Raw genomic sequence first — 21,396 nt, 5'->3', positions numbered from 1 at the left:
CCCGGTTCTCTGTTACGCATCTAAAAAGATTACTACTCTTATTCATAGATTTAATTATCATTATCATAAAAAAACGCAAAAAGGGCCCTCATCCAAAGGACGAGGAACCCGTGGTACCACCTTAATTAGCTAAATTAGCTCACTTTACGGCATGAATCATTACATGCCTATCTCCATTAACGATGAGATAATCGCCAAAGCCTACTCCGTCCATCCGTTTCGGTTTGGGGCTCGGAAGTCCATTCGCTTAAATTCGTCCACCAGTTTTCAGCAACCACTGGCTCTCTACAGAACGGCATTAAGGTACTCTTCTTCGTCACTGCCTTTATCTTTTTCTTGATTATTATGTTAAAACAAACTTTTCAGTAAGTCAATGAAGTTTTCTAAAAATTTTATTTTAATTATTTCATTCTGATCCATTCGCCGTCTTCTATCCCTTTTGCCTTCTTGATGACAAGATATGCGGAATAAGTGCTGACTGACTCAAACTCATCCGTATATTTTTTTTCATCCGCTTTACCAGGGACTATTTGCTTGAATCTGCGGTAGGTAATCATAAATTCTTCCTTTTGTATTTTATTTTCATAAGCCTTTTCGACCGCTTCAAAGAATTTAATAACATCGACGATTTCTTCAGTTGACCAATCAAGATCCATTGGATATTGATAATCCATATCTAAACACGCTCCTTCTAGTTGGTTTTCATGTTGTTCTGGGAACCATTTACCATCAGTCTGCCCATTTTGAACGGATTGCCTCTGCCTGGTTGATAATCCGACTGAATAGTTCAGCCGTCGATGGTACATCATGAATCAGCCCCATTACTTGTCCAGCCCAGGCAAAACCTTCTCTTTCAACACCGTCATGGATATACCGCTGGTTCGCTTGCCCACTTATGTATTCCTTCAGTTGCTCATATCCACCATTTTCTTTTTCTATTGCAAGAATTTTATCGGTCCAGCTATTAGCAATTACCCTTGCAGGTGCACCAATGGACCGCTTAATGACAACGGTATCATTTTCTGTGCCGGAAACCAAGGCATTTTTATATAATTCGTGTGCATGAACACACTCCTTGACTGCAATGAATCTGGTTCCCATCTCGATTCCTTCGGCTCCAAGGGCCAATGCCGCCATCAGACCGCGCCCATCTCCAAAGCCACCCGAGGCGATGACCGGAATTTTAACGGAATCCACGACTTGAGGAATCAATACAGAAGTTCCAATATCATCACGTCCTAAATGTCCACCACCCTCCTGACCAACCACCATCACCGCGTCTGCGCCCAGCTGTTCGGCCTTCACTGCCTGCCTTCTTGCAGCAACAAGCACAAGTTTCTTCACCCCAGTTCCTTTAACGAAATCAAGGAATGGTGCTGGGTTACCGCCCGTTACGGAAACAGCTGCAATTTCCTCCTTCAGGGCTGCTTCAAGCATGTGTTCATAAGGTCTTCCATGCTGACCAATCGCAAAATTCACACCAAAAGGTTTATCCGTCAATGATTTAGTTTTCCTTATTTCATCTATCAATTGTTCTGGGGTGTCCAAAGACATGGCCGTTACCTGTCCAAGCCCTCCTGCATTCGAAACGGCCGCAGCCAATTCCGCATAGGCTAAATGGGCCAATCCCCCTTGTACGATTGGATATTGAATTCCTAACAAATCGGTCACACGCGTATTCCACTTCAAACTCCTCATCTCCCTTTTCATTTAAAATGTAGTTATATATTAAAATTTTCTATATCATAACTTCATTATGGCAAATATTGTTTTCCCGTTCAATTTTTAAACTCATAGTTTTTAATGTTTATAAAAAAAGAATTCTTGAGTCAATCCTGTTAATACTAGGTATATAGACAATTATAACCGGCTGTTATATTTTATTGATTCCCTTAACATCCACTTCTTTTAGGCATTGTTTATGTAAGGACATAAAAGTCACGCTAGGCATTTATTATAAGACGTGCTATAATTCATATGTTTTATGTCCTTCCATAAGCTCACTAACCATTTGGATGTTTACGGAATCGGACAAACATACTTATCGTTAATAGAAAGGGAGTATCTTCTCCCCAATATTCGTACCTATTATATTGAAAAGGGGCCACAAAGAATTGTCACAGAATGAAACACCCTTATACACTGCCTTATTGCAGCATGCAAAAAAAAATCCCGTTCAATTTCATATTCCCGGTCATAAAAAAGGAAAAGGAATGGACGCTGATTTCCGTAATTTCATTGGAGAAAATGCATTATCCATAGATTTAATCAATATCGCCCCACTCGATGATCTCCATCAGCCAAAGGGGATCATTAAACAAGCTCAGGATCTTGCCGCTGAAGCCTTTGGTGCCGATCACACATTCTTTTCCGTTCAAGGAACAAGTGGAGCAATCATGACGATGGTCATGACAGTCTGCGGACCTGGGGACAAAATCATCGTCCCGAGGAATGTACATAAATCCGTAATGTCTGCCATTGTATTTTCCGGAGCTGTTCCCATTTTCATCAATCCTGAAATAGACAAAGATTTGGGCATCTCACACGGAATTACCATGGATGCCGTTGAAAAAACTTTAAAGGAACATAGTGATGCCAAAGGTTTGCTTGTCATCAACCCAACCTATTTCGGCATTTCTGCTGATTTGCAAAAAATAGTGGAAGTTGCTCATTCCTACCAAATCCCAGTCCTCGTAGATGAAGCACATGGTGTCCATATTCACTTCCATGAAGACTTGCCTATGTCAGCCATGCAAGCTGGAGCAGATATGGCCGCAACGAGCGTTCATAAACTTGGTGGTTCACTTACAGGAAGTTCCATTTTAAATGTTAAGAATGGATTGGTTTCCGCAAATCGGGTTCAAGCAATTTTGAGCATGCTCACTACCACCTCAACCTCCTATATCCTTCTTGCTTCCCTGGATACAGCCAGAAGACAACTTGCGACAGTGGGCAGGGAAATGATCGATGATGCCATCAATCTTGCTGGATATATCCGTGAGGCCGTGAATGAGATTCCTTATCTATACTGTGTGGGCAAGGAAATTCTAGCCAGTAAGGCTGCCTTTAGTTATGATCCGACAAAACTGATCATTTCCATTAAGGAATTGAATATTACCGGGTACGACGTTGAGAAATGGCTTCGCGAAAAGCATAATATCGAAGTTGAACTTTCTGACTTGTATAACATTCTTTGCCTGATCACACCGGGAGATTCCAAAACAGAAGCGGACCTATTGATTGCCGCCCTTAGAGACCTATCGGATGAGTTTAAGGAAATGGCTGCTGAACATGAGAAAATCGAAGTCCTCCTTCCTGATACACCACCTCTTGCTTTATCGCCAAGGGAGGCATTTTATGCAGAAACCGAAGTGGTTCCCATCGAAGATTCCGTCGGCAAAATCAGTGCGGAATTCATCATGGTTTACCCGCCTGGAATCCCTATTTTTATACCTGGCGAGCTGATTACTGAAGATAATATCAATTACATCCGGAAAAACATCGAGGCTGGTCTACCAGTACAAGGTCCAGAGGATCCAGAGATAAAATATTTACGCATCATTAAAAATTGAACGAGACTCATCAAACCAGAGCAGACGCCTGCTCTGGTTTCTTTTGCCCATTTCATTTAGCAAAGAGATCCTGATGAAACACAGAATATCCTCAAATTAACTCCTATAAAAAGGGTGCTCCAGGTTACAATCCTGAAACACCCTTAAATTCTATTAATCTTAAAGTCTTTTTCCATTTATTTTTCAGAGGCAGCTGTATCACAGCTTTGGCAGTTGTGATTGTGTGTATAAAGTACACTTACTTTTTCATCTTCAAAATGTTCAATCGTGCTATTGCAAGTTTGACATACGATAGTTCCCATTTTTACAACCCCTTCCTCTATATTGTATGCATCAATTACATAATGTAACCGCTTTAAATGAATTATAATATAACACATTTATTATTTCAAGCTAAAAAGTATAACATATATACTTTTACCCATATATAGAAACCTCATGTGGGGGAAAACGATTCCAATCGTTCTTTATACCGATTCTTTTTATAATAAGTGCGAATATTTTTTTAAAAACGAAGGGCTCTAGGGCTCTTTTTATATAATCCATCACACTCCTTTTTCAGCCAAGCAAGGGGAAAAAGGAATTTAGCCCATGATTTTACATATAGATATGTATATATTACAACCATAAAATGTTAATATATTCTTACATGCGATAGAATCTAAGGAGGATCCAGATGACTGAAAATGCCTATATAAAGCTTGTTCCTGAGTCCGTGAAATCGACCGTAACCATCGATGACGTGAAAGAATTGCTGACCTATTACCAAATGATCACAGCAAAAACCGGAAAGCAACTGGATTGGGATTATGATAAGAAAGCATTTCCTTATGAAATGAAAGAACCTGAAAGAATGAAAGATAAGGCCATTTATCTTCAATCCAAAGAGGATCGTTATCACATGATATTGATAGGGGTTGACCAGGAAGTCGTGAAGGATGAGGATGGGCTAGAGCGAATTCAATCCTATATCCAATTCACCCTCCCTGAAACAGCAACCTTCGGTGATAAAGGAAAAGCGAATGAGTTATGCAAGTTCCTCGCTAAGAAATTAAGGGGACAGCTCCATCTCTTTAATAAACGCGTGATGTATTACTATCCAAGGAAATAAAAAACCTGCACAAGCTGAAATTTCAGCTCATGCAGGCGTTTCAATTAATTTTGGATCAAGAATCTTATATCCTTTCTTTTGAAAACCTTTCACAATATCCTCTATCGCTTCACTCGTCCATTTTCGATCATGCATCAGCAGGTTCGCACCATTTCCTAAATAAGGACTGTTCAACATGATCTCTGTTAATGCCTTTTTATCCTGATACTCCTTTTCCCAGTCGTATCCATACGTCCAATTCATGACCAACATTTTTTCTTCCTCAGCAACTTTTTTTGAATGATTGGTATTCGCTCCAAAAGGCGCCCTGAAGAACTTAGGGCGTTCTCCTATGATGCCCTCAACCAAATTATTTAATTTTATGATTTCTCTCTCTTGTTCCTTTTCAGGCAACTCTTTTAAATTTACATGTGAATATGTATGATTGCCGATAGCAAAACCCATTTCATGAATTTCTTTTAGCATCGCTTTATTTTTATCATTTTCAAGAAAGTGTCCATTTACGAAAAAGATCGCAGGAACCCCGAGTCTTTTAAGCGTTTTGGCAATTTCCAGCGAATATTTATCGGGTGCATCATCAAATGTCAACAAGACAACCTTCGGATTTGCATCCCCTATCGGTTTAAATGACCAATTCTCTTTATCCACCCGATATTCTGCCTTTACTTTCGCCTCCGTATTTGTTTTAGCTGTCTCTGCTTTCACTTCTTTTTCTTGCTCGCTTTCATCATGGATGAATGTGGTCGTTTCCACACTTTTATGATTCTCTTTTTCTGTTCGATAAGAATCTGAAGCACTGCAGCCGATTAAAAAAAGGACTACTATTGCAAATAAAAATAACACTTTGTTAATCATGTTTCCTCCGTGGTTTCATGTGTCGTTTGCGGGCTTACGAAAAATTCAATAAACGGGTACTAGGGTTTCCAATAGGATTTGCAAAACTCCATAACACAAAAGACTTATCACCGTAACAAGCATGGTTCGCTTATTGGATTTCAAAATCATTTTACCAATGTAAATGGCCAAATAAGAAAAGACCAGAAACATGAATACTTTGAAAACAAACCGATCATTAACAGATAGCCATTCAACTAGTGTATACCCGCTCCATACGATTAGTTGAAAGAGGATTACCAGATAATTTTTCAAGTGATCCACCCCATTTTAAAATGAATAAATCAGCCATACTATTTGTATTAACAAAATTATTCTTTCAGCACATCGCTCATCTTATTTTTTATCCTCTTTTACCCAATTCAAACCTTTTAAAGGGAAAAAAGTAAGAAGTCCTTTTTATAGCTTATGCCCTTTTTGTCCTTTTCATTTAAATAGTAGAAAGAAAATCTTGATTCGGGGGGAATTCAATCAAGATCTGGCCACTAAAAAAAGCGTACTGCCTAGGCAGCACGCTTACTATAGTTCAATTACTTAATGATGTGAATAGGAGTTCCAAGGGCCACTTCAGCAGCTTCCATTGTAATTTCCCCTAAAGTTGGATGCGCATGGATTGTCATCGCGATATCTTCGGCAGTCATTCCTGCTTCGATAGCTAAACCAAGCTCCGCAATCATATCAGATGCGTTTGGTCCTGCGATTTGTGCTCCTATTACCAATCCGTCTTCTTTGCGAGTGATAAGCTTCACAAATCCGTCCGTATTGTTTAACGAAAGAGCTCGTCCATTTGCAGCGAATGGGAACTTAGAAGCAAGCGCTTCAATTCCAGCTTCCTTCGCTTCTTTTTCATTATAACCGACAGAAGCAAGTTCCGGTTCAGAGAAAACAACAGCCGGAATAGCAAGATAGTCGATTTCAGATGAATGTCCTGCAATGGCTTCTGCAGCAATTTTACCTTCATAAGAAGCTTTATGAGCCAATTGAGGTCCAGAAACGATATCACCGATAGCATAGATGTTTTTCACGCTAGTACGGCATTGTTTATCAGTTTCGACAAGACCACGGTCAGTCATTTTGATTCCAACTTGTTCAAGACCGATTTCCGAAGTATTAGGGCGACGTCCCACAGTTACTAAAACGTAATCAGCTTCGACTTTTTTCTCTTCACCTTTTACTTCATAAGTAACGGTTACGCCTGTTTCAGTTTCTTCCACGCCTTTAGCATTTGCTTTTGTAACAATTTCAGCACCTTTATTTTTAAGGTTGCGTTTAACAAGGGCTGCCATTTGTTTTTCAAAGCCTGCAGAAAGAATTTCTTCCGTACCTTCAAGAATAGTTACTTTAGTGCCAAAACTTGCGAAAGCTCCGCCAAGCTCAGTACCAATGTAACCTCCACCGATTACTACGATCGAACTTGGAACTTCTTCCAAAGCAAGAGCACCAGTGGAATTAAGTACACGTTTCGTATATTTAAATGACGGAATCTCGATTGGTGATGAACCAGTAGCGATGATTGCGTTTTTAAATGTATATGTTTGGGCTGAGTCTTCATTCATAACACGGATGCTGTTTTCATCAACGAAATAAGCTTCGCCTGTTACTACCTCAACATTATTACCTTTTAACAGGCTGCTTACGCCGCCAGTTAATTTTTTTACAACAGTACCTTTCCAAGCTTGTACTTTAGAAAAATCAACAGTAACTTTTTCTGCAAAGATACCCATGTCTTCTGAATGCTGAGCTTCATGGAAACGGTGTCCCGCTGAAATTAACGCTTTCGATGGGATACAGCCTACATTCAAACAAACTCCGCCGATTGTTCCTTTTTCAACGACCGTTACTTTCTGACCAAGCTGTGCTGCGCGAATTGCGGCAACATATCCCCCTGGGCCTGAACCGATCACTAAAGTATCTGTTTCGATTGGAAAATCTCCTACTACCATTGTTTACGCCTCCATTAACAATAATTCTGGGTCGTTCAATAACTTTTTGATATGATTCAATGCATGTTGAGCTGTTGCTCCATCAATCATGCGGTGATCAAAGCTCAGTGATAATGCCAGAACTGGAGCGGCGATAATTTCCCCGTCGCGTACAATTGCTTTTTCGGCAATGCGTCCAATCCCTAGAATGGCAACTTCTGGATGATTGATTACAGGTGTGAACCATTGACCGCCTGCGGAACCGATATTCGTAATGGAGCAAGAAGCACCTTTCATTTCATTAGGAGCCAATTTGCCGTCACGAGCTTTCGTCGCTAATTCATTAATTTCTTGTGAAATAGCAAAAGTTGATTTACGATCTGCATCTTTTACAACTGGAACGAGCAGTCCTTTGTCTGTGTCTGCCGCAATTCCGATATTGTAATAGTGTTTATGGATAATCTCACTAGCCTCATCATCAAATGATGTGTTAAGCATAGGGAATTCACGCAATGCACTTGTTAACGCTTTAACAACATAAGGTAGGAATGTAAGCTTGATTCCTTTTTCAGCAGCAATTCCCTTGAATTTCTTACGGTGAGCAACAAGTAGCGTCACATCGACTTCATCCATTAATGTTACATGTGGAGCTGTCTGTTTGGATTTAACCATTGCTTTGGCGATCGCTTTTCTCATGCCGCTCATTTTCTCGCGAGTTTCAGGATATTGCCCTTCTGGAATTGACACTTTTTGTTTTTCGGTTGTTTCCGTATCATTTTGTTGTGAAGCTTCACTTTGAGCTGCTGGTTGCTGTGGAGCCGTTTTGCCGTTTTTGAAAGCATCGATGTCTTCCTTCATGATGCGGCCATTATCCCCAGAACCAGAAATCTCACGAATATTTACCCCTTGTTCGCGTGCATATTTTCTAACAGAAGGCATGGCGATAATACGTCGTGAAGGATCCACCTCAACCTGTGGTTGTGATCCCGCGCCCGTCACTCCATTATTTTCTTGAACCGGAGCAGCCTCTTTCTTGACTTCCTGTCCAGCTTCAGCAGTTGCTTGAACCTGGGACTCCGTATCCTTCTCGCCTTCTGCATTCGCTTCTTCTCCATGATCCCCTTTAAACTGAAGATTTTCATAACCTGGAGCATCGAATGTTACAAGTACATCGCCAACAACGGCAACCGTTCCTTCTTGAACAAGGATTTCTTCAACGGTACCTTCCACCGGTGATGGGATTTCAACAACAGCCTTGTCGTTTTGAACCTCGCAAAGCACGTCATCTTCTTGAATCTTATCTCCTGGTTTTACAAACCATTTCACTATTTCACCTTCGTGTATACCTTCTCCGATATCAGGGAGTCTAAATTGGAATGCCACTGAGTTCAACCTCCTATATTAAATCATACTTAGTGCTTTGAATAAAGTCCTTTATCTTGCATTACCGATAATGCGAAATTACTTTCCCATGCAGGACATTCATTCCCAATACTTAAGATTGTTAAAACTTCAAGACTTTAGTCGCCGTTTCAATAATGTCTTTATAATTAGGTAACCATACTGTTTCAGCTTGTGAAAACGCGAATACCGTATCAGCAGCCGTCACTCGCAGCACTGGTGCATCCAAGCTCAAAATGGCACGTTCGTTAATTTCCGCTACAACATTCGCTGCAATACCAGCTTGCTTTTGTGCTTCTTGAACTACGATAGCGCGTCCAGTTTTCTCTACAGAAGCAATGATTGTATCAATATCCAATGGAGATACAGTCCGTAAGTCGACCACTTCGACGGAATGACCTTCCTTAGCCAATTCCTCAGCTGCCTTAATGGATTCCTGTACCATCGCACCATAAGTAATAATGGATAAATCCGTTCCTTCTCTTTTTACATCCGCTTTACCTAATGGAATTGTATATTCTTCTTCAGGAACTTCCTGACGGAAAGAGCGATACAATTTCATGTGCTCAAGGAAAATGACAGGGTCATTATCACGAATCGCTGAAATCAATAAACCTTTTGCATCATAAGGAGTGGAAGGGATAACAACTTTTAACCCTGGTTGCTGTGCCATTAAACCTTCTAAGCTATCAGCATGCATTTCCGGAGTATGAACTCCACCGCCAAAAGGTGAGCGAATTGTAACCGGCGCACTGTAACGTCCGCCTGAACGGTAGCGCATACGAGCAAGCTGACCGCTTACGGAATCCATTACTTCATATATAAATCCGAAGAATTGAATTTCAGGAACAGGACGGAAACCTTGTAAAGAAAGACCGACCGCTAATCCACCGATTCCAGATTCAGCAAGAGGTGTATCGAATACACGATCTTCGCCGAATTCTTTTTGAAGATTTTCCGTTGCACGGAAAACTCCTCCATTAAGACCAACATCTTCCCCAAAAACGAGTACATTCTCGTCATTTTTAAGTTCTGTACGTAATGCTTCTGTAATTGCTTGAATCATCGTCAATTGAGCCATGGCTTACTTCGACTCCTTCTCTTTATAAATTTCATATTGTTCTTTTAAGTTATAAGGCATTTCTTCAAACATGTTTTCAATAAGGTCTGTAACCTTTTGCTTAGGTTCTGCATCTGCCAATTTGATTGCTTCTTTAATATCTTCTTTTGCCTTTTCTATCGTTTCGTTCTCTAGTTCTTCATTCCAAAGTTTTTTGTTTTCCAAGAACTTGCGGAAACGCACCAATGGATCTTTCAGTTCCCACTCGTTATCCATATCAGAAGTACGGTAACGTGTCGGGTCATCCCCAGCCATCGTATGTGGTCCATAACGATACGTTAATGTTTCAATCAATGTTGGGCCTTCACCATTAATTGCACGTTCGCGTGCTTCTTTAGTTGCTGTATATACGGCCAACGCATCCATACCATCAACTTGGATTCCAGGAATACCTGCAGCCACACCCTTTTGGGCTAATGTTTTCGCAGCTGATTGTAAATCAACCGGAGTCGAGATTGCGAAACGGTTATTTTGCACGATGAAGATAGCTGGCGCTTTAAATGCACCTGCAAAGTTAATTCCCTCATAGAAGTCACCTTGTGAGGTTCCACCGTCACCCGTATATGTGATCGCTACAGCTTTTTTACCGCGTTTTTTCATTCCAAGAGCCACTCCGGCAGCTTGGATATATTGAGCGCCGATAATGATTTGCGGGGAAATGACATTGACGTCTTCAGGAATTTGATTTCCCTTAAAATGTCCCCGGGAGAATAAGAATGCTTGCCAAAGCGGAAGACCATGCCAAACGATTTGCGGAACATCACGGTAACCAGGTAGAATGAAATCCTCTTTCTCCAAAGCATACTGTGAAGCGATTTGAGAAGCTTCTTGACCGGCAGTCGGTGCATAGAACCCTAATCTACCTTGACGGTTCAGTGATATGGAACGTTGATCCAAGATGCGAGTATAAACCATACGACGCATTAATTCTTGCAGTTGTTCATCACTTAAATCAGGCATTGCCGCTTCGTTGACGACTTCTCCCTCTTCATTTAAAATTTGAAAAGTTTCAAATTGTTCTTCCACTTTCTTAAGCTGATCCTGAATATTAATTTTAGCTTGCTTAGTTTTTTGAGCCATTTGGCACCTCATCCTTTCATTAAAAAGGTTTGCTATTATTATTCTATAAAGCAAAAATAGTTTGCTTTTTAGTTTTTGCAACAATGCATTCTTTTATTTTTCCCTTAAGACCAATCCCTCAAACGTGGATCTGCTTAATATGTCTCAATCTTATTCTGTACTATAAAAAAAATCAAGATATATGATACAAGAATTTTTTTATAATTTAAGTTTACAAGAAGAAATAACCTCAAGTCAATCACATGGAGTTCCTTATTTTTTTGATTTAATTGAATTCCCATTCTTAATTCTTCTCCACTGTATTAGTTTTGGTTTTGTAACTGTACTAATAATTTGGCCTAAATTTTCATATTGGGGAGGACGAAGGACAATATTTCATTTCCTTCGCAAATCCCATCGATTCCAAAACCGCTTTAAGTAAGGGCATTTGGGCAGGTAAGATAATATTCCAAAAAAATATTCAATCGCTTTCATTTCAGTCTGCTGTTTGAATTTCTATTTTCGTTTTTTTTTAGTACAGGTACTGAAAATTTTAAAATCGTCGGTTTGCTCAAAAAATTTTTTCCGGGACTTGTCAGTCGATAAATGAACGGGATGCACAAAAATGGGCTGTGAGTGAGGATCACAGCCCATCATTAGTTATTATTTCGTTGAATCAGCCATTTCTATGCCAGAACTATCATAAAAACGTTCCTTTTTTTGATTGGCTTTTTCCGTTAATGAATTAAATTGGTCATTCGCTTTCAAAACTTTTGTATAAGAGTTATTAATTTTCTCGATTTGACCTTGTAATTCATCCATTTTCAAATCCTCTTTTTTAAACAGTTCATATAATTCACGATCATAGGCCAGACTTTGTTGATAAGCATCGTATAAGTCGTCATACGTGCTGTACCGTTCACTCATGACTTTTTTCATTTCAGTCGCTTCTTTTTTTATCTCTTCATCCTCTATTTTTCCAATTTGTCCATCTATCTTATTGAACTGTTCTTTTGACGATTGCATACTACTTTGTTCCTTTTCAATTATTTCCTCGCGTTCGTCGATATTCTTGGTCGCTTCATCTGAGAGCTCGATGATTTGTTGGTATTCATCCATTCCAAGTTTAATGATTTTCTCATACTGTTCTTTTTCCTTTTTCTCCAATTCATTGAGTGGCACTTGATGCTCGTTGAAGTCACCTTCCTTTTCTGCCGTTTTCTCTAAGATCTTGTGGATTTTCTCTTCAGGTGAACCATTAAAACAACCGGTTATGACCGCTAAAGAAAGAAGTAAAATAACATATGGACCAAAACGCTTCAACATAGACTGCTCTCTCCTTCTGATCGTTCTTCTAAGATTTATATTTCTCAAAATTTCTGTTTAAGCTGCAGACACTCGTACTAAAACATATTCCGAACAGGAATTTTTCATTACTGGGCGTAAGCCTACACCCTTTATATCATACTGCATAGGCTGTAGGGACCGTTTCAAATCAGAGTGGTCAACAAATTTTCAATACAAAAACGGAGGTATGAAATTATGTATGGAGGTTACACCCAGGATTGTTGTTATCCGGTTTCCGTTGCACCCAGCTATGGTTATGGTGAACAAGGTGGTGGAGGCTGTGGCTTTGGTAGCGGCTTCGCCATAATCATTGTCCTTTTCATTCTGCTCATCATTGTCGGAGCTTGCTTATGCTAAACAGGTAATTTTTATTACCTATACCCGAATATGATATCTATTTACCCTGATTCACAAAAAATGATGTATTTTTTTATAAAGTACAACAAGATAATAAAATAATGGCTGGGATAGGGAATGATCAACTGATTCCATCCCTATCCCATTCTGATTAATTAGACCAGTCCATTAACTTTCATCATATTTTTTGTTAAAATAACCCTATACATATAATAATAATTTTTATGGGGTGAAAAATTATGCTTACTATGGATGATTTTGTTAAGGAAGACGATCCTATTTTAAGGAAAGTCGCGTTGGAAGTCCCACTTCCGGCATCAGATGAAGATAAGCGAATTTTAGCCAGCTTGATGGAATATGTCCAAAACAGCCAATTGCATGATATTGCTGCCATATACGGGTTAAGAGCAGGAATTGGCTTGGCTGCACCACAAGTTAATGTGTCAAAAAGGATGATTGCGGTTCATTTGAAAGAAAAAGATGATCAACTGTATAGCTATGCTCTTTTTAATCCTAAACTCATCAGTCATTCAGTGGAAAAAGCATACTTAACAACCGGAGAAGGTTGTCTTTCCGTTAATCGGCCCGTTTCTGGCTATGTGCCACGTTATGCTCGAATAACGGTAGTGGGAACGGACCTGGAAGGAAAGTCGGTTCAACTCCGCCTCAAAGGCACCGCAGCCATTTGTTTTCAACATGAAATCGATCATCTTAATGGAATCATGTTTTATGATCATATCAATCAAGATGACCCCTATACCGTTCCGGAAAATTCCATCGCGGTAGTAAGGTGAGCGTAATAATCTAAAAACTCCCGTCTATTGTTTGACGGGAGTTTTTATTTTTAAATCAGTTCAAGTTCCTTCAATCCAAAAAGGATGCCATCGTCATCGACATCTTTCGTAACAAAGTCTGCCTCTTGCTTCAATAGTTGACCGGCATTCCCCATTGCCACGCCGTATCCCGCTACTTTTAACATTTCAATATCATTCAACCCATCTCCGAAGGCGTAAACGTCCTCGAGAGCGAACCCAACTTTCTCCATTAATATTTTAATGCCTTCTGCTTTTGAACCTCCGAATGGAAGTACATCCGTAGAGTACGTATGCCATCTAATAAAATGAAAGTCATCATAGTTCCCAACAAAATTCCCTTCTTCATCTTCCGAGCAGAATAATAAGGCTTGGTATATATCATGGTCCTCATAAAAATCAGCCATTTGTTCTGGGTGGGGGAACTTCAGACTGCTTAATGCATCTTCGATTCGATTATGATGGGGCACACTGGATTTCATTGTCTCCTCATTCATGAAAACGATCGGTATTTGATTATTTTCAGCATGTTCATGAAGACGTTTTATCTCAAGTTTGTTCAAAGGATTTTTGTAAACGACTTTTCCTTCAAAAACAACATATTGTCCGTTGAAACTTACGAATGTATCTATGCCAAGCTCGGCCCTCAAAGACTCGAACATGAACGGAGCCCTTCCAGTGGCAATCGCTACAAAAACCCCGTTATCCTGTAGCTGCTTAACTGCTTTTTTCGTTGAGGCAGGTAACTTTTTTTCATGATCAAGCAATGTTCCGTCAATATCAAAAAATACGATTTTCACTAACGATTCACTTCCAATTCATTCATTTTTTCCTTTTTAATATGTACTCATTTAATAATTGTCATCAAGATAAGTCAAGTAACTCCACCGAATTCCACTCGAAGTTTAGTTTTTTATTCACGAATGAGCATATACTACTCTTATATAGTAGTAACCCTTGACTTCATTTAATGCCTCCCCCTCCTTCTCGCCTCTAAAATCACATTACCAGTAATAATGAGCCTTTTTTTTCAAAAATGGACCAAGTACTTGTAAAGACATATTTACATTATTGAATAATCCTATACAATAATAACTAAGGGAGCGTGATCGCCATGTTAAAAAAGCTTCGTAAAAAGCTTGTTAAACAATGGAAAGATCTTTTAAGAAAAAAATCTATCGCATGATTTGCCATTCATATCCTGCCATGGCCGTCATCCGTATGCGAGTTTTTTTCGGACAGCCCTTCAAAAACTTGCGGAGGGCTTCTTCCTTGTTGTAAAGTTCTTGCTAAGCATTCTTTCTACCTTGGCTTTGTAAATGGCCAAGTGAATACATATTTCTATTTAGAATATGAGCCGTTGTCATTCCATGAAACGCTGTACCCAGTGGTACTATATTAATTATGAAAGAAATCGTTTGCGAAAAAAATGATTTTGTTTAATTAAGGTAAAGTGAGATAAACTGATTTTCGAACGAAAACGAGTAATTAGAAACTTTCTTTGTCGATTTAAGTTTTACACATAGTAAAAACGGATAGGATAGAGGATAGAGGAAGCTGCAATTGGATTGATACCCGAAATTGCCATCTATTTTTTATATACTTAAGACATTGGTATATTGAGTTCATCAAAACCCCTTCCGTTTTTATGGCGGAGCTGGGTTTATTTTTACATGATGTTGAAAAACATGAAAAAATTGTTGTTTTTATATATAATGAAAAAAGCAATGCAAACAAGTGAGGAGAGATTAAAATGGTTTTTAAGGTATACTATCAAGTAACCATAGCAGAGGTTCCCATCAGGGAGAATACTAAAACAATGTTCGTCGAAGGTGAATCCGTTCGTGACGTCCGTTTAAAATTAATAAAAGAACCTTATAATGTCGAAATTGTACTACCTGTAACAGGAGCATATTTAGAATATGAAAAACAAAATGAAGATTACAAAGTATTGGAGCTATAATTTATGAAATTTGTAAAAAATGATCAAACAGCTGTATTCGCCCTGGGCGGTTTAGGCGAAATCGGTAAGAACACATATGCTGTTCAGTTTCAAGATGAGATCATCGTCATTGATGCTGGAATTAAATTTCCGGAAGATGAACTTCTAGGTATTGATTATGTGATTCCAGACTACAGCTATTTAGAGAAAAATGTAGATAAAATTAAAGGTGTTTTCATCACTCATGGCCATGAAGACCATATTGGCGGGATTCCTTATTTACTTAGAAAAGTGAATGTTCCAGTATACGGCGGAAAGCTAGCACTTGGATTGCTTCGTAATAAATTGGAAGAACACGGCCTTTTACGCCAGACGACGATGATTGAGATCAGTGAAGATGAAGTGATTAAGTTCCGGAAGACTTCCGTCTCTTTCTTCCGTACAACTCACAGTATTCCCGATTCATATGGAATTGTTGTAAAAACGCCACCAGGACAAATTGTTCATACTGGTGATTTTAAATTTGATTTTACTCCAGTGGGCGAGCCAGCCAACTTGACCAAGATGGCTGAAATCGGAAAAGAAGGCGTATTGTGCTTACTCTCGGATAGCACAAATAGTGAAGTGCAGAATTTCACTATGTCAGAAAGCCGTGTCGGCGATACCATTCAAGATATTTTCCGCAAGGTGGACGGCCGGATTATTTTTGCCACATTCGCATCGAACATCCATCGTCTGCAACAAGTGGTGGAAGCAGCCGTAGCTAATGGACGTAAAATAGCTGTTTTTGGGCGTAGCATGGATTCTGCCATATCAATTGGCCAAGACCTTGGTTATATCACAGCGCCAAAAGATACATTCATTGATGTACAGCAATTAAATCGTATGCCTGCGAACAAAGTAACCATCCTTTGTACTGGCAGCCAAGGTGAACCAATGGCAGCTCTTTCGCGGATTGCAAATGGCACTCACCGTCAAATTCAAATCATTCCTGGTGATACAGTCGTATTTTCTTCTTCACCTATTCCTGGTAACACAATCAGTGTTTCCAGAACGATTAATCAATTGTATCGCGCTGGAGCAGACGTCATTTCAGGTCCACTGAGTGATATTCATACATCTGGGCATGGCGGTCAGCAAGAACAAAAACTAATGCTTCGTTTGATCAAGCCAAAATTCTTCATGCCAATCCATGGAGAATACCGTATGCAAAAACTTCATGCCCGACACGCAGTCGATTGCGGTGTTCCTGAGGAAAATTGCTTTATCATGGATAATGGTGAAGTACTTTCCTTAAGTGAAAACACAGCACAAATCGCTGGTAAAATTCCTTCGGGTTCGGTTTATATCGATGGAAGCGGCATCGGGGATATCGGTAACATCGTTTTACGCGATCGTCGGATTCTTTCTGAAGAAGGCCTTGTCGTTGTCGTTGTCAGCATAAATATGAAGGAATTCAAAATTGCATCTGGTCCTGACATCATCTCACGTGGATTTGTTTATATGAGGGAATCAGGAGACCTAATTAGCGATGCTCAATCCTTGATCACAAAGCATTTGAATAAAGTGATGGATCGCAAAACTACACAATGGTCTGAAATTAAAAATGAAATTACAGATACTTTGTCTCCATTCTTATATGAAAAAACTAAACGCCGTCCAATGATCCTACCGATCATCATGGAAGTTCAATAAAAAAAAAGGTTTCGGAATGATCTCATTCCGAAACCTTTTTGATTTTATATTGGATTTGAACCAGTTATAGAGAATAGCCTGCATCGACAATTTTTCAAGTCCCAATAAACTAATCCAACGCATACCATGCTTTTCTTTTGCATCTGCGAATACACGATTGAAACGCTCATTATTTTTCACGAACGTACTAAATGAATAAACCATTGATTGGAACGGAGGGTACACGATACTCCTGCGGGAATTCGCGTCCAAGGGAGACACCTCAGGAGCAAAGGCGCCGAGGGCGGACCGCCCGTGGAAAGCGAGTGCCTGAAGGGGAAATCAACGTTTAAGTCATACAACCTAAAAAAAACTGTAGACAAACTCAATTATTATCGAGCTTGTCTACAGACTAAAAGCCCAGCCATCATATAGCTGGACTTTTTATTTTCCTTTAAAGTGAGCGCTGCTCGATTTTAGCAGGACACTTACTTATCCTACAATCTTTTTTTCGAAACGATTGATGTCGGAATCTGCTCCAATGACGATTAAAATATCGCCTTTATGAATTAAATCGTTTGCCTGAGGAGAAACATTGATTTCATTCCCTCTTTTAATCGCGACGATATTCAGCCCGTAGTGGGCGCGGATATCCAGATCAAATATAGAATTGCCATTCATCTTTTGGCTTGCGACAATTTCAACGATGGAATGTTCATCAGAAAGCTCCAAATAATCAAGAATATTGTTGGAGCCCATTTTATGCGCAATCCTTCTCCCCATGTCTCTTTCGGGATGCACGACAAAATCAGCTCCGATTTTACGAAGCACCTTCTCATGATAATCATTCTGCGCTTTTACCGTAACATTTCCGACACCCAATTCTTTAAGTATAAGCGTTGTCAAAATACTCGCCTGAATATTCTCACCGATTGCAACAATGACGTGATCGAAATTACGAATTCCTATGTTTCTCAGCACATTTTCATCAGTGGTATCCCCTACTACGGTATGTGAAGCAATTCTGGCGAATTCATTGACACGATCTTCATCTGCATCGATAGCCAGAACTCCTAATCCTTCTTCAGCTAACGTTCTGACTATACTGCCGCCAAAACGGCCGAGTCCAATCACTGCAAATTCTTTTTTCACAACAAGCCCTCCAACATCATTCGTTCTTTCCTTTTAGCATTATTCAAATTCCAGTAAGGAAAAACATTTAAGCTTCGTTTCCTTTAAACGTTATATAGTTAGTTAAATGATTAATCGCAAGTTCAATGGCATCTTCATCCGGACATAACTTAGCATGGTGCAAACCATATTCTGATGAAACACCTAGCCAAAACATGAAACCCGGAATCTCCTTTAACATATATCCAAAATCTTCACCTGTCATCGCTTCAGTGCAGCGATGCAGATGAACGGAAGATGACTTCTCCGTAAACTCCATGAATTCCTGGGTCAACCGTTCTTCATTATACACCTGGTGGTACATCGCACCATAGTCGATTTCTGCCAGGCATTCATAGCCAACTTGTATGCCGTCGACAAGCGCTTTTATTCTCGACTTGACCTTTACCATCGATTCTGGATTAAGCGTGCGTACTGTGCCCTCTAACCTCGCTGTCTCGGCAATAATATTTTGAACGGTTCCTCCAGTAATCTTCCCAACTGTAATGACAGCTGAATCAAGTGGATTGACATTCCGGGAAACGATGGTTTGGAGCTGCCCGACAAGCGAACAGGCAGCAATGACCATATCCTTTGTTTCATGTGGGTAAGCTGCATGCCCCCCTTTACCTTTCAAATCGATGAATAATTCAGATGTATTGGCAAATAAAAGCCCTTCTTTAACGGCGATCGTTCCAACTGGATACTCTGGAGCAATATGCAAGGCGAGAATCATATCCGGTTTCCATTTTTTCATGGTATCCGATTTCAGCATCGGTTCAGCTCCGCCAGGTCCTTCTTCGGCCGGCTGGAAAATGAATAATAAGTCATCATCGATCGGGTTCTCGGTGAAATAGGTTAATAACCCCAGACCGATGCTCATATGAAAATCATGACCGCAGGCATGCATATATTCTTCATGGGTGGATGCAAAAGGCAATCCGGTTTCCTCTTTAATCGGCAGACCATCTATATCAGCTCGGTAGCCAATTGTTTTCCGCGGGTTCCTTCCCTTCACTTTCACGAATATCCCTGTTCGCCAAGTTTCTATCTCGATACGCTCCGAGGCTAAATTCGTTATGTAATTCAATAGATATTGCTGAGTCTTGAATTCCTTAAATCCTATCTCCGGAATTTGATGCAAATCACGCCGGATCTCGGCAAATGGATTTATTTTCACATTATTCCCTCCCTATACAGAAAGCGTGGATAAGATTATCCACGCTTTTGACAATATTCACATAAGAATTAAAGTTGACGAAGTTCTTGCATGATCTCTGTTTTTGACTTGGTTTTTTCATCAATTTGTTTAATGACCTTTGCCGGGATACCAGCAGCCACAGAGAATGGAGGAACATCTTTTGTTACAACGGCACCGGCCGCTACAACTGAACCTTGACCGATTTTCACTCCTTCAAGTACGACCGCATTAGCTCCGATCAAAACATCGTCTTCCAAGATGACCGGTTGTGCGGAAGGAGGTTCGATAACACCTGCTAAAACTGCACCAGCACCTACGTGACAGTTTTTACCTACTGTTGCACGTCCGCCAAGTATTGCATTCATGTCAATCATTGTACCTTCACCAATGACAGAGCCAATATTGATTGATGCACCCATCATGATCACTGCGTTGTCACCAATCGATACTTGGTCACGGATTATAGCGCCAGGCTCGATACGAGCTTTGATGCCTTTTAGGTCCAATAAAGGAATGGCAGAGTTACGGCGATCGTTTTCTACTACATAATCCTCGATTTTAGTTCCCGCAGCCTTGATTGCCTCTTCGACATCAGACCATTCACCGAATACCACACCTGTATTCCCTGTAATGAAAGTTTTAGAAGCCGGACCAAAATCCATGCCTTCTAAATCACCTTTGACATATACCTTTACTGGTGTCGATTTCTTACTATTTGAGATAAAAGCAATAATCTCGTTTGCATCCATTTTATTCATTCCGGGTAAAACCTCCTAAATATGTATCATTACTCGTTTTAAATTTAACAGACAACTGCCTGCAAGACAAGCTGAATGTCACGACAATATATTATTCTGCCCTATTGACATTGGCTTCATCGGACCTATAACATTCCTTGGTCGCGAATGTGTTCTTTCACCACTTCAGTGAATGCTTGGACTTGTTTTAACTGGAAAGCAGATTCATAGCCGCAAAGCCATGTATCCCGTTCTATAGAATGGTTATGCTCATCTAAAAGTGGGATTTTAAAAATATTCGTATCTTTATCATGCAAAGTGATGGCAGGCAGGATCGCATAACCTATACCATTGAACACCATTTGTTTGCACGTTTCGATTTGATCCACGACGATGGTGTTTTTTGGTGTCGTTTTAAATTGCCGATGCCACCAGTCCTGAATTTCCTGATAATAATTCGAGTCACTTTTAAATTGAATGAATGGCCGGTCCGTTTCGAACACCTGATTCAATTCCTTCATTTCAGTATCGACCAAATAAAGCATATCTGTAAACAAATGCTGTTTTACCCCTTTCCAATCCGGGGCTCCCCTTATGATGCCAATATGTACTTGGCCTTCATACAAAGACTTTAAAATCTCACTGCTCCAGCCTGTGATTAAAGAAATTTTGGCATACGGATATTTTTGGACAAACTTTTTCAATACTTGCGGCAGCCAGTTTTGACCGACAATCGAAGCACAGGCGATTTTCAAAGTGCCATATACTTCATGATCCATGGCTTGGATACTTTCCCTTACTTTTTCTTCTTTTTCGATTACCTCATTGGCCAAACGAATCACCGCTTCTCCTGCAGGCGTCAACGATAGTCCTTTTTGTGAACGAAGAAACAGCTTCGAGCCCCAATCCTTTTCTATTGATTGTAAACGCTGTGATAACGCCGGTTGGGAAACGAACAACCGCTCAGCAGCTTTTCTCATATTCATTTCCTGAGCAAGTACGGATAATAAATGAAATTCTGAAAACGACATATACACCAGCCTCTTGATAATTAATTCTTATGATGATGATTTAAAT

Annotated in this window: 21 protein-coding genes, 1 pseudogene and 2 other annotated features (1 of these 24 only partly in view); of the genes and pseudogenes, 6 read left to right on the top strand and 16 right to left on the bottom strand. The window is 39.9% G+C overall.

All coding sequences use genetic code 11. The features are described from left to right. Positions 1–55, bottom strand: a binding site (T-box leader) (it extends 183 nt beyond the left edge of the window). A 37-nt stretch (positions 56–92) separates the two neighbouring features. Continuing rightward, positions 93–329, bottom strand: a binding site (T-box leader). Between the two features lie 72 nt (positions 330–401). Together ACFWE9_RS12990 and ACFWE9_RS12985 are read right to left on the bottom strand one after the other, a co-directional pair. Further along, positions 402–674: a UPF0223 family protein gene (locus ACFWE9_RS12990; RefSeq protein WP_230157505.1), complete on the bottom strand. Its 273-nt coding sequence runs from the start codon at positions 672–674 to the stop codon at positions 402–404. Positions 675–729: 55 nt separating this feature from the next. Then, a complete protein-coding gene (locus ACFWE9_RS12985) occupies positions 730–1,689 on the bottom strand; it encodes an NAD(P)H-dependent flavin oxidoreductase (RefSeq protein WP_377357086.1) in 960 nt (319 codons plus the stop codon). A 425-nt stretch (positions 1,690–2,114) separates the two neighbouring features. Between ACFWE9_RS12985 and ACFWE9_RS12980 the strand changes: the two genes are divergently transcribed. Next, positions 2,115–3,572, top strand: coding sequence for an aminotransferase class I/II-fold pyridoxal phosphate-dependent enzyme (locus tag ACFWE9_RS12980; protein WP_230157507.1), 1,458 nt, complete (start codon positions 2,115–2,117; stop codon positions 3,570–3,572). Between the two features lie 176 nt (positions 3,573–3,748). Here ACFWE9_RS12980 and ACFWE9_RS12975 read toward each other — a convergent pair whose 3' ends face one another. Continuing rightward, on the bottom strand, positions 3,749–3,874 hold the full coding sequence (locus ACFWE9_RS12975) for a GapA-binding peptide SR1P (RefSeq protein ID WP_072272684.1): 126 nt from the start codon (positions 3,872–3,874) through the stop codon (positions 3,749–3,751). Between the two features lie 374 nt (positions 3,875–4,248). Between ACFWE9_RS12975 and ACFWE9_RS12970 the strand changes: the two genes are divergently transcribed. Next, positions 4,249–4,683, top strand: coding sequence for a DUF1885 family protein (locus tag ACFWE9_RS12970; RefSeq protein ID WP_230157508.1), 435 nt, complete (start codon positions 4,249–4,251; stop codon positions 4,681–4,683). 27 nt (positions 4,684–4,710) lie between these two features. On the opposite strand, the gene ACFWE9_RS12965 is transcribed toward ACFWE9_RS12970, so the two are convergent. From ACFWE9_RS12965 to ACFWE9_RS12935, 7 genes are all read right to left on the bottom strand, one after another. Continuing rightward, a complete protein-coding gene (locus ACFWE9_RS12965) occupies positions 4,711–5,538 on the bottom strand; it encodes a polysaccharide deacetylase family protein (RefSeq protein WP_230157509.1) in 828 nt (275 codons plus the stop codon). 45 nt (positions 5,539–5,583) lie between these two features. Next, positions 5,584–5,841, bottom strand: coding sequence for a hypothetical protein (locus ACFWE9_RS12960; RefSeq protein ID WP_356714203.1), 258 nt, complete (start codon positions 5,839–5,841; stop codon positions 5,584–5,586). 266 nt (positions 5,842–6,107) lie between these two features. Continuing rightward, complete coding sequence (lpdA, locus tag ACFWE9_RS12955; protein WP_230157513.1) at positions 6,108–7,520, bottom strand: dihydrolipoyl dehydrogenase; 1,413 nt, start codon at positions 7,518–7,520, stop codon at positions 6,108–6,110. Positions 7,521–7,523: 3 nt separating this feature from the next. Then, positions 7,524–8,882: a dihydrolipoamide acetyltransferase family protein gene (locus ACFWE9_RS12950; RefSeq protein ID WP_230157515.1), complete on the bottom strand. Its 1,359-nt coding sequence runs from the start codon at positions 8,880–8,882 to the stop codon at positions 7,524–7,526. A 121-nt stretch (positions 8,883–9,003) separates the two neighbouring features. Next, positions 9,004–9,981, bottom strand: coding sequence for an alpha-ketoacid dehydrogenase subunit beta (locus ACFWE9_RS12945; RefSeq protein WP_377357082.1), 978 nt, complete (start codon positions 9,979–9,981; stop codon positions 9,004–9,006). 3 nt (positions 9,982–9,984) lie between these two features. Then, entirely contained in the window at positions 9,985–11,100 is a 1,116-nt protein-coding gene (pdhA, locus tag ACFWE9_RS12940) for a pyruvate dehydrogenase (acetyl-transferring) E1 component subunit alpha (protein ID WP_230157517.1), read from the bottom strand. 642 nt (positions 11,101–11,742) lie between these two features. Further along, positions 11,743–12,405 (bottom strand): YkyA family protein, encoded by a 663-nt coding sequence (locus ACFWE9_RS12935; RefSeq protein ID WP_230157519.1) that lies wholly within the window; start codon positions 12,403–12,405, stop codon positions 11,743–11,745. A 216-nt stretch (positions 12,406–12,621) separates the two neighbouring features. Here ACFWE9_RS12935 and ACFWE9_RS12930 point away from each other — a divergent pair, with 216 nt between their 5' ends. Both ACFWE9_RS12930 and def read left to right on the top strand, forming a co-directional pair. Continuing rightward, a complete protein-coding gene (locus ACFWE9_RS12930) occupies positions 12,622–12,783 on the top strand; it encodes a YjcZ family sporulation protein (protein ID WP_290370557.1) in 162 nt (53 codons plus the stop codon). Positions 12,784–13,022: 239 nt separating this feature from the next. Beyond that, positions 13,023–13,577, top strand: a complete 555-nt coding sequence (gene def / locus ACFWE9_RS12925) for a peptide deformylase (RefSeq protein ID WP_230157521.1) — start codon at positions 13,023–13,025, stop codon at positions 13,575–13,577. A 50-nt stretch (positions 13,578–13,627) separates the two neighbouring features. Here the strand turns inward: def and ACFWE9_RS12920 are convergent, their stop codons facing one another. After that, a complete protein-coding gene (locus ACFWE9_RS12920; RefSeq protein ID WP_230157524.1) occupies positions 13,628–14,395 on the bottom strand; it encodes a Cof-type HAD-IIB family hydrolase in 768 nt (255 codons plus the stop codon). A 953-nt stretch (positions 14,396–15,348) separates the two neighbouring features. Here ACFWE9_RS12920 and ACFWE9_RS12915 point away from each other — a divergent pair. Both ACFWE9_RS12915 and rnjA read left to right on the top strand, forming a co-directional pair. After that, positions 15,349–15,558, top strand: a complete 210-nt coding sequence (locus ACFWE9_RS12915; protein WP_230157526.1) for a DNA-dependent RNA polymerase subunit epsilon — start codon at positions 15,349–15,351, stop codon at positions 15,556–15,558. Positions 15,559–15,561: 3 nt separating this feature from the next. Then, positions 15,562–17,232 carry a ribonuclease J1 gene (gene rnjA / locus ACFWE9_RS12910; protein WP_230157528.1) on the top strand — a complete coding sequence of 557 codons (1,671 nt, stop codon included), beginning with the start codon at positions 15,562–15,564 and terminating at the stop codon, positions 17,230–17,232. Here the strand turns inward: rnjA and ACFWE9_RS12905 are convergent. The 5 genes and pseudogenes from ACFWE9_RS12905 to ACFWE9_RS12885 all read right to left on the bottom strand — a co-directional run. Continuing rightward, positions 17,206–17,394: pseudogene (locus ACFWE9_RS12905) on the bottom strand (hypothetical protein); the annotation flags it as partial. The gene rnjA and the pseudogene ACFWE9_RS12905 overlap by 27 nt on opposite strands. 309 nt (positions 17,395–17,703) lie before the next feature. Further along, entirely contained in the window at positions 17,704–18,363 is a 660-nt protein-coding gene (locus ACFWE9_RS12900; RefSeq protein ID WP_230157530.1) for a potassium channel family protein, read from the bottom strand. Positions 18,364–18,430: 67 nt separating this feature from the next. Beyond that, on the bottom strand, positions 18,431–19,555 hold the full coding sequence (locus ACFWE9_RS12895; protein WP_230157866.1) for an N-acetyldiaminopimelate deacetylase: 1,125 nt from the start codon (positions 19,553–19,555) through the stop codon (positions 18,431–18,433). 74 nt (positions 19,556–19,629) lie between these two features. Next, positions 19,630–20,340 carry a 2,3,4,5-tetrahydropyridine-2,6-dicarboxylate N-acetyltransferase gene (gene dapD / locus ACFWE9_RS12890; RefSeq protein ID WP_230157532.1) on the bottom strand — a complete coding sequence of 237 codons (711 nt, stop codon included), beginning with the start codon at positions 20,338–20,340 and terminating at the stop codon, positions 19,630–19,632. Positions 20,341–20,465: 125 nt separating this feature from the next. Continuing rightward, positions 20,466–21,350, bottom strand: a complete 885-nt coding sequence (locus ACFWE9_RS12885; RefSeq protein WP_230157535.1) for a transcriptional regulator CcpC — start codon at positions 21,348–21,350, stop codon at positions 20,466–20,468. Positions 21,351–21,396: the final 46 nt, after the last annotated feature.

Source organism: Peribacillus sp. NPDC060253 (assembly GCF_042727425.1).
In the GTDB taxonomy this organism is placed as follows: domain Bacteria; phylum Bacillota; class Bacilli; order Bacillales; family DSM-1321; genus Peribacillus.
Note: the sequence above shows the minus strand (reverse complement) of the source record. Positions and strands in the feature narration are given on the sequence as shown.

Bases quoted from the DNA above. Each gene is read 5' to 3' on its own strand.
- ACFWE9_RS12990 (WP_230157505.1), bottom strand. From the start codon at position 674: ATGGATTATCAATATCCAATGGATCTTGATTGGTCAACTGAAGAAATC.
- ACFWE9_RS12975 (WP_072272684.1), bottom strand. From the start codon at position 3,874: ATGGGAACTATCGTATGTCAAACTTGCAATAGCACGATTGAACATTTT.
- ACFWE9_RS12970 (WP_230157508.1), top strand. From the start codon at position 4,249: ATGACTGAAAATGCCTATATAAAGCTTGTTCCTGAGTCCGTGAAATCG.
- ACFWE9_RS12965 (WP_230157509.1), bottom strand. From the start codon at position 5,538: ATGATTAACAAAGTGTTATTTTTATTTGCAATAGTAGTCCTTTTTTTA.
- lpdA (WP_230157513.1), bottom strand. From the start codon at position 7,520: ATGGTAGTAGGAGATTTTCCAATCGAAACAGATACTTTAGTGATCGGT.
- ACFWE9_RS12945 (WP_377357082.1), bottom strand. From the start codon at position 9,981: ATGGCTCAATTGACGATGATTCAAGCAATTACAGAAGCATTACGTACA.
- pdhA (WP_230157517.1), bottom strand. From the start codon at position 11,100: ATGGCTCAAAAAACTAAGCAAGCTAAAATTAATATTCAGGATCAGCTT.
- ACFWE9_RS12935 (WP_230157519.1), bottom strand. From the start codon at position 12,405: ATGTTGAAGCGTTTTGGTCCATATGTTATTTTACTTCTTTCTTTAGCG.
- ACFWE9_RS12930 (WP_290370557.1), top strand. From the start codon at position 12,622: ATGTATGGAGGTTACACCCAGGATTGTTGTTATCCGGTTTCCGTTGCA.
- def (WP_230157521.1), top strand. From the start codon at position 13,023: ATGCTTACTATGGATGATTTTGTTAAGGAAGACGATCCTATTTTAAGG.
- ACFWE9_RS12915 (WP_230157526.1), top strand. From the start codon at position 15,349: ATGGTTTTTAAGGTATACTATCAAGTAACCATAGCAGAGGTTCCCATC.
- rnjA (WP_230157528.1), top strand. From the start codon at position 15,562: ATGAAATTTGTAAAAAATGATCAAACAGCTGTATTCGCCCTGGGCGGT.
- dapD (WP_230157532.1), bottom strand. From the start codon at position 20,340: ATGAATAAAATGGATGCAAACGAGATTATTGCTTTTATCTCAAATAGT.
- ACFWE9_RS12885 (WP_230157535.1), bottom strand. From the start codon at position 21,350: ATGTCGTTTTCAGAATTTCATTTATTATCCGTACTTGCTCAGGAAATG.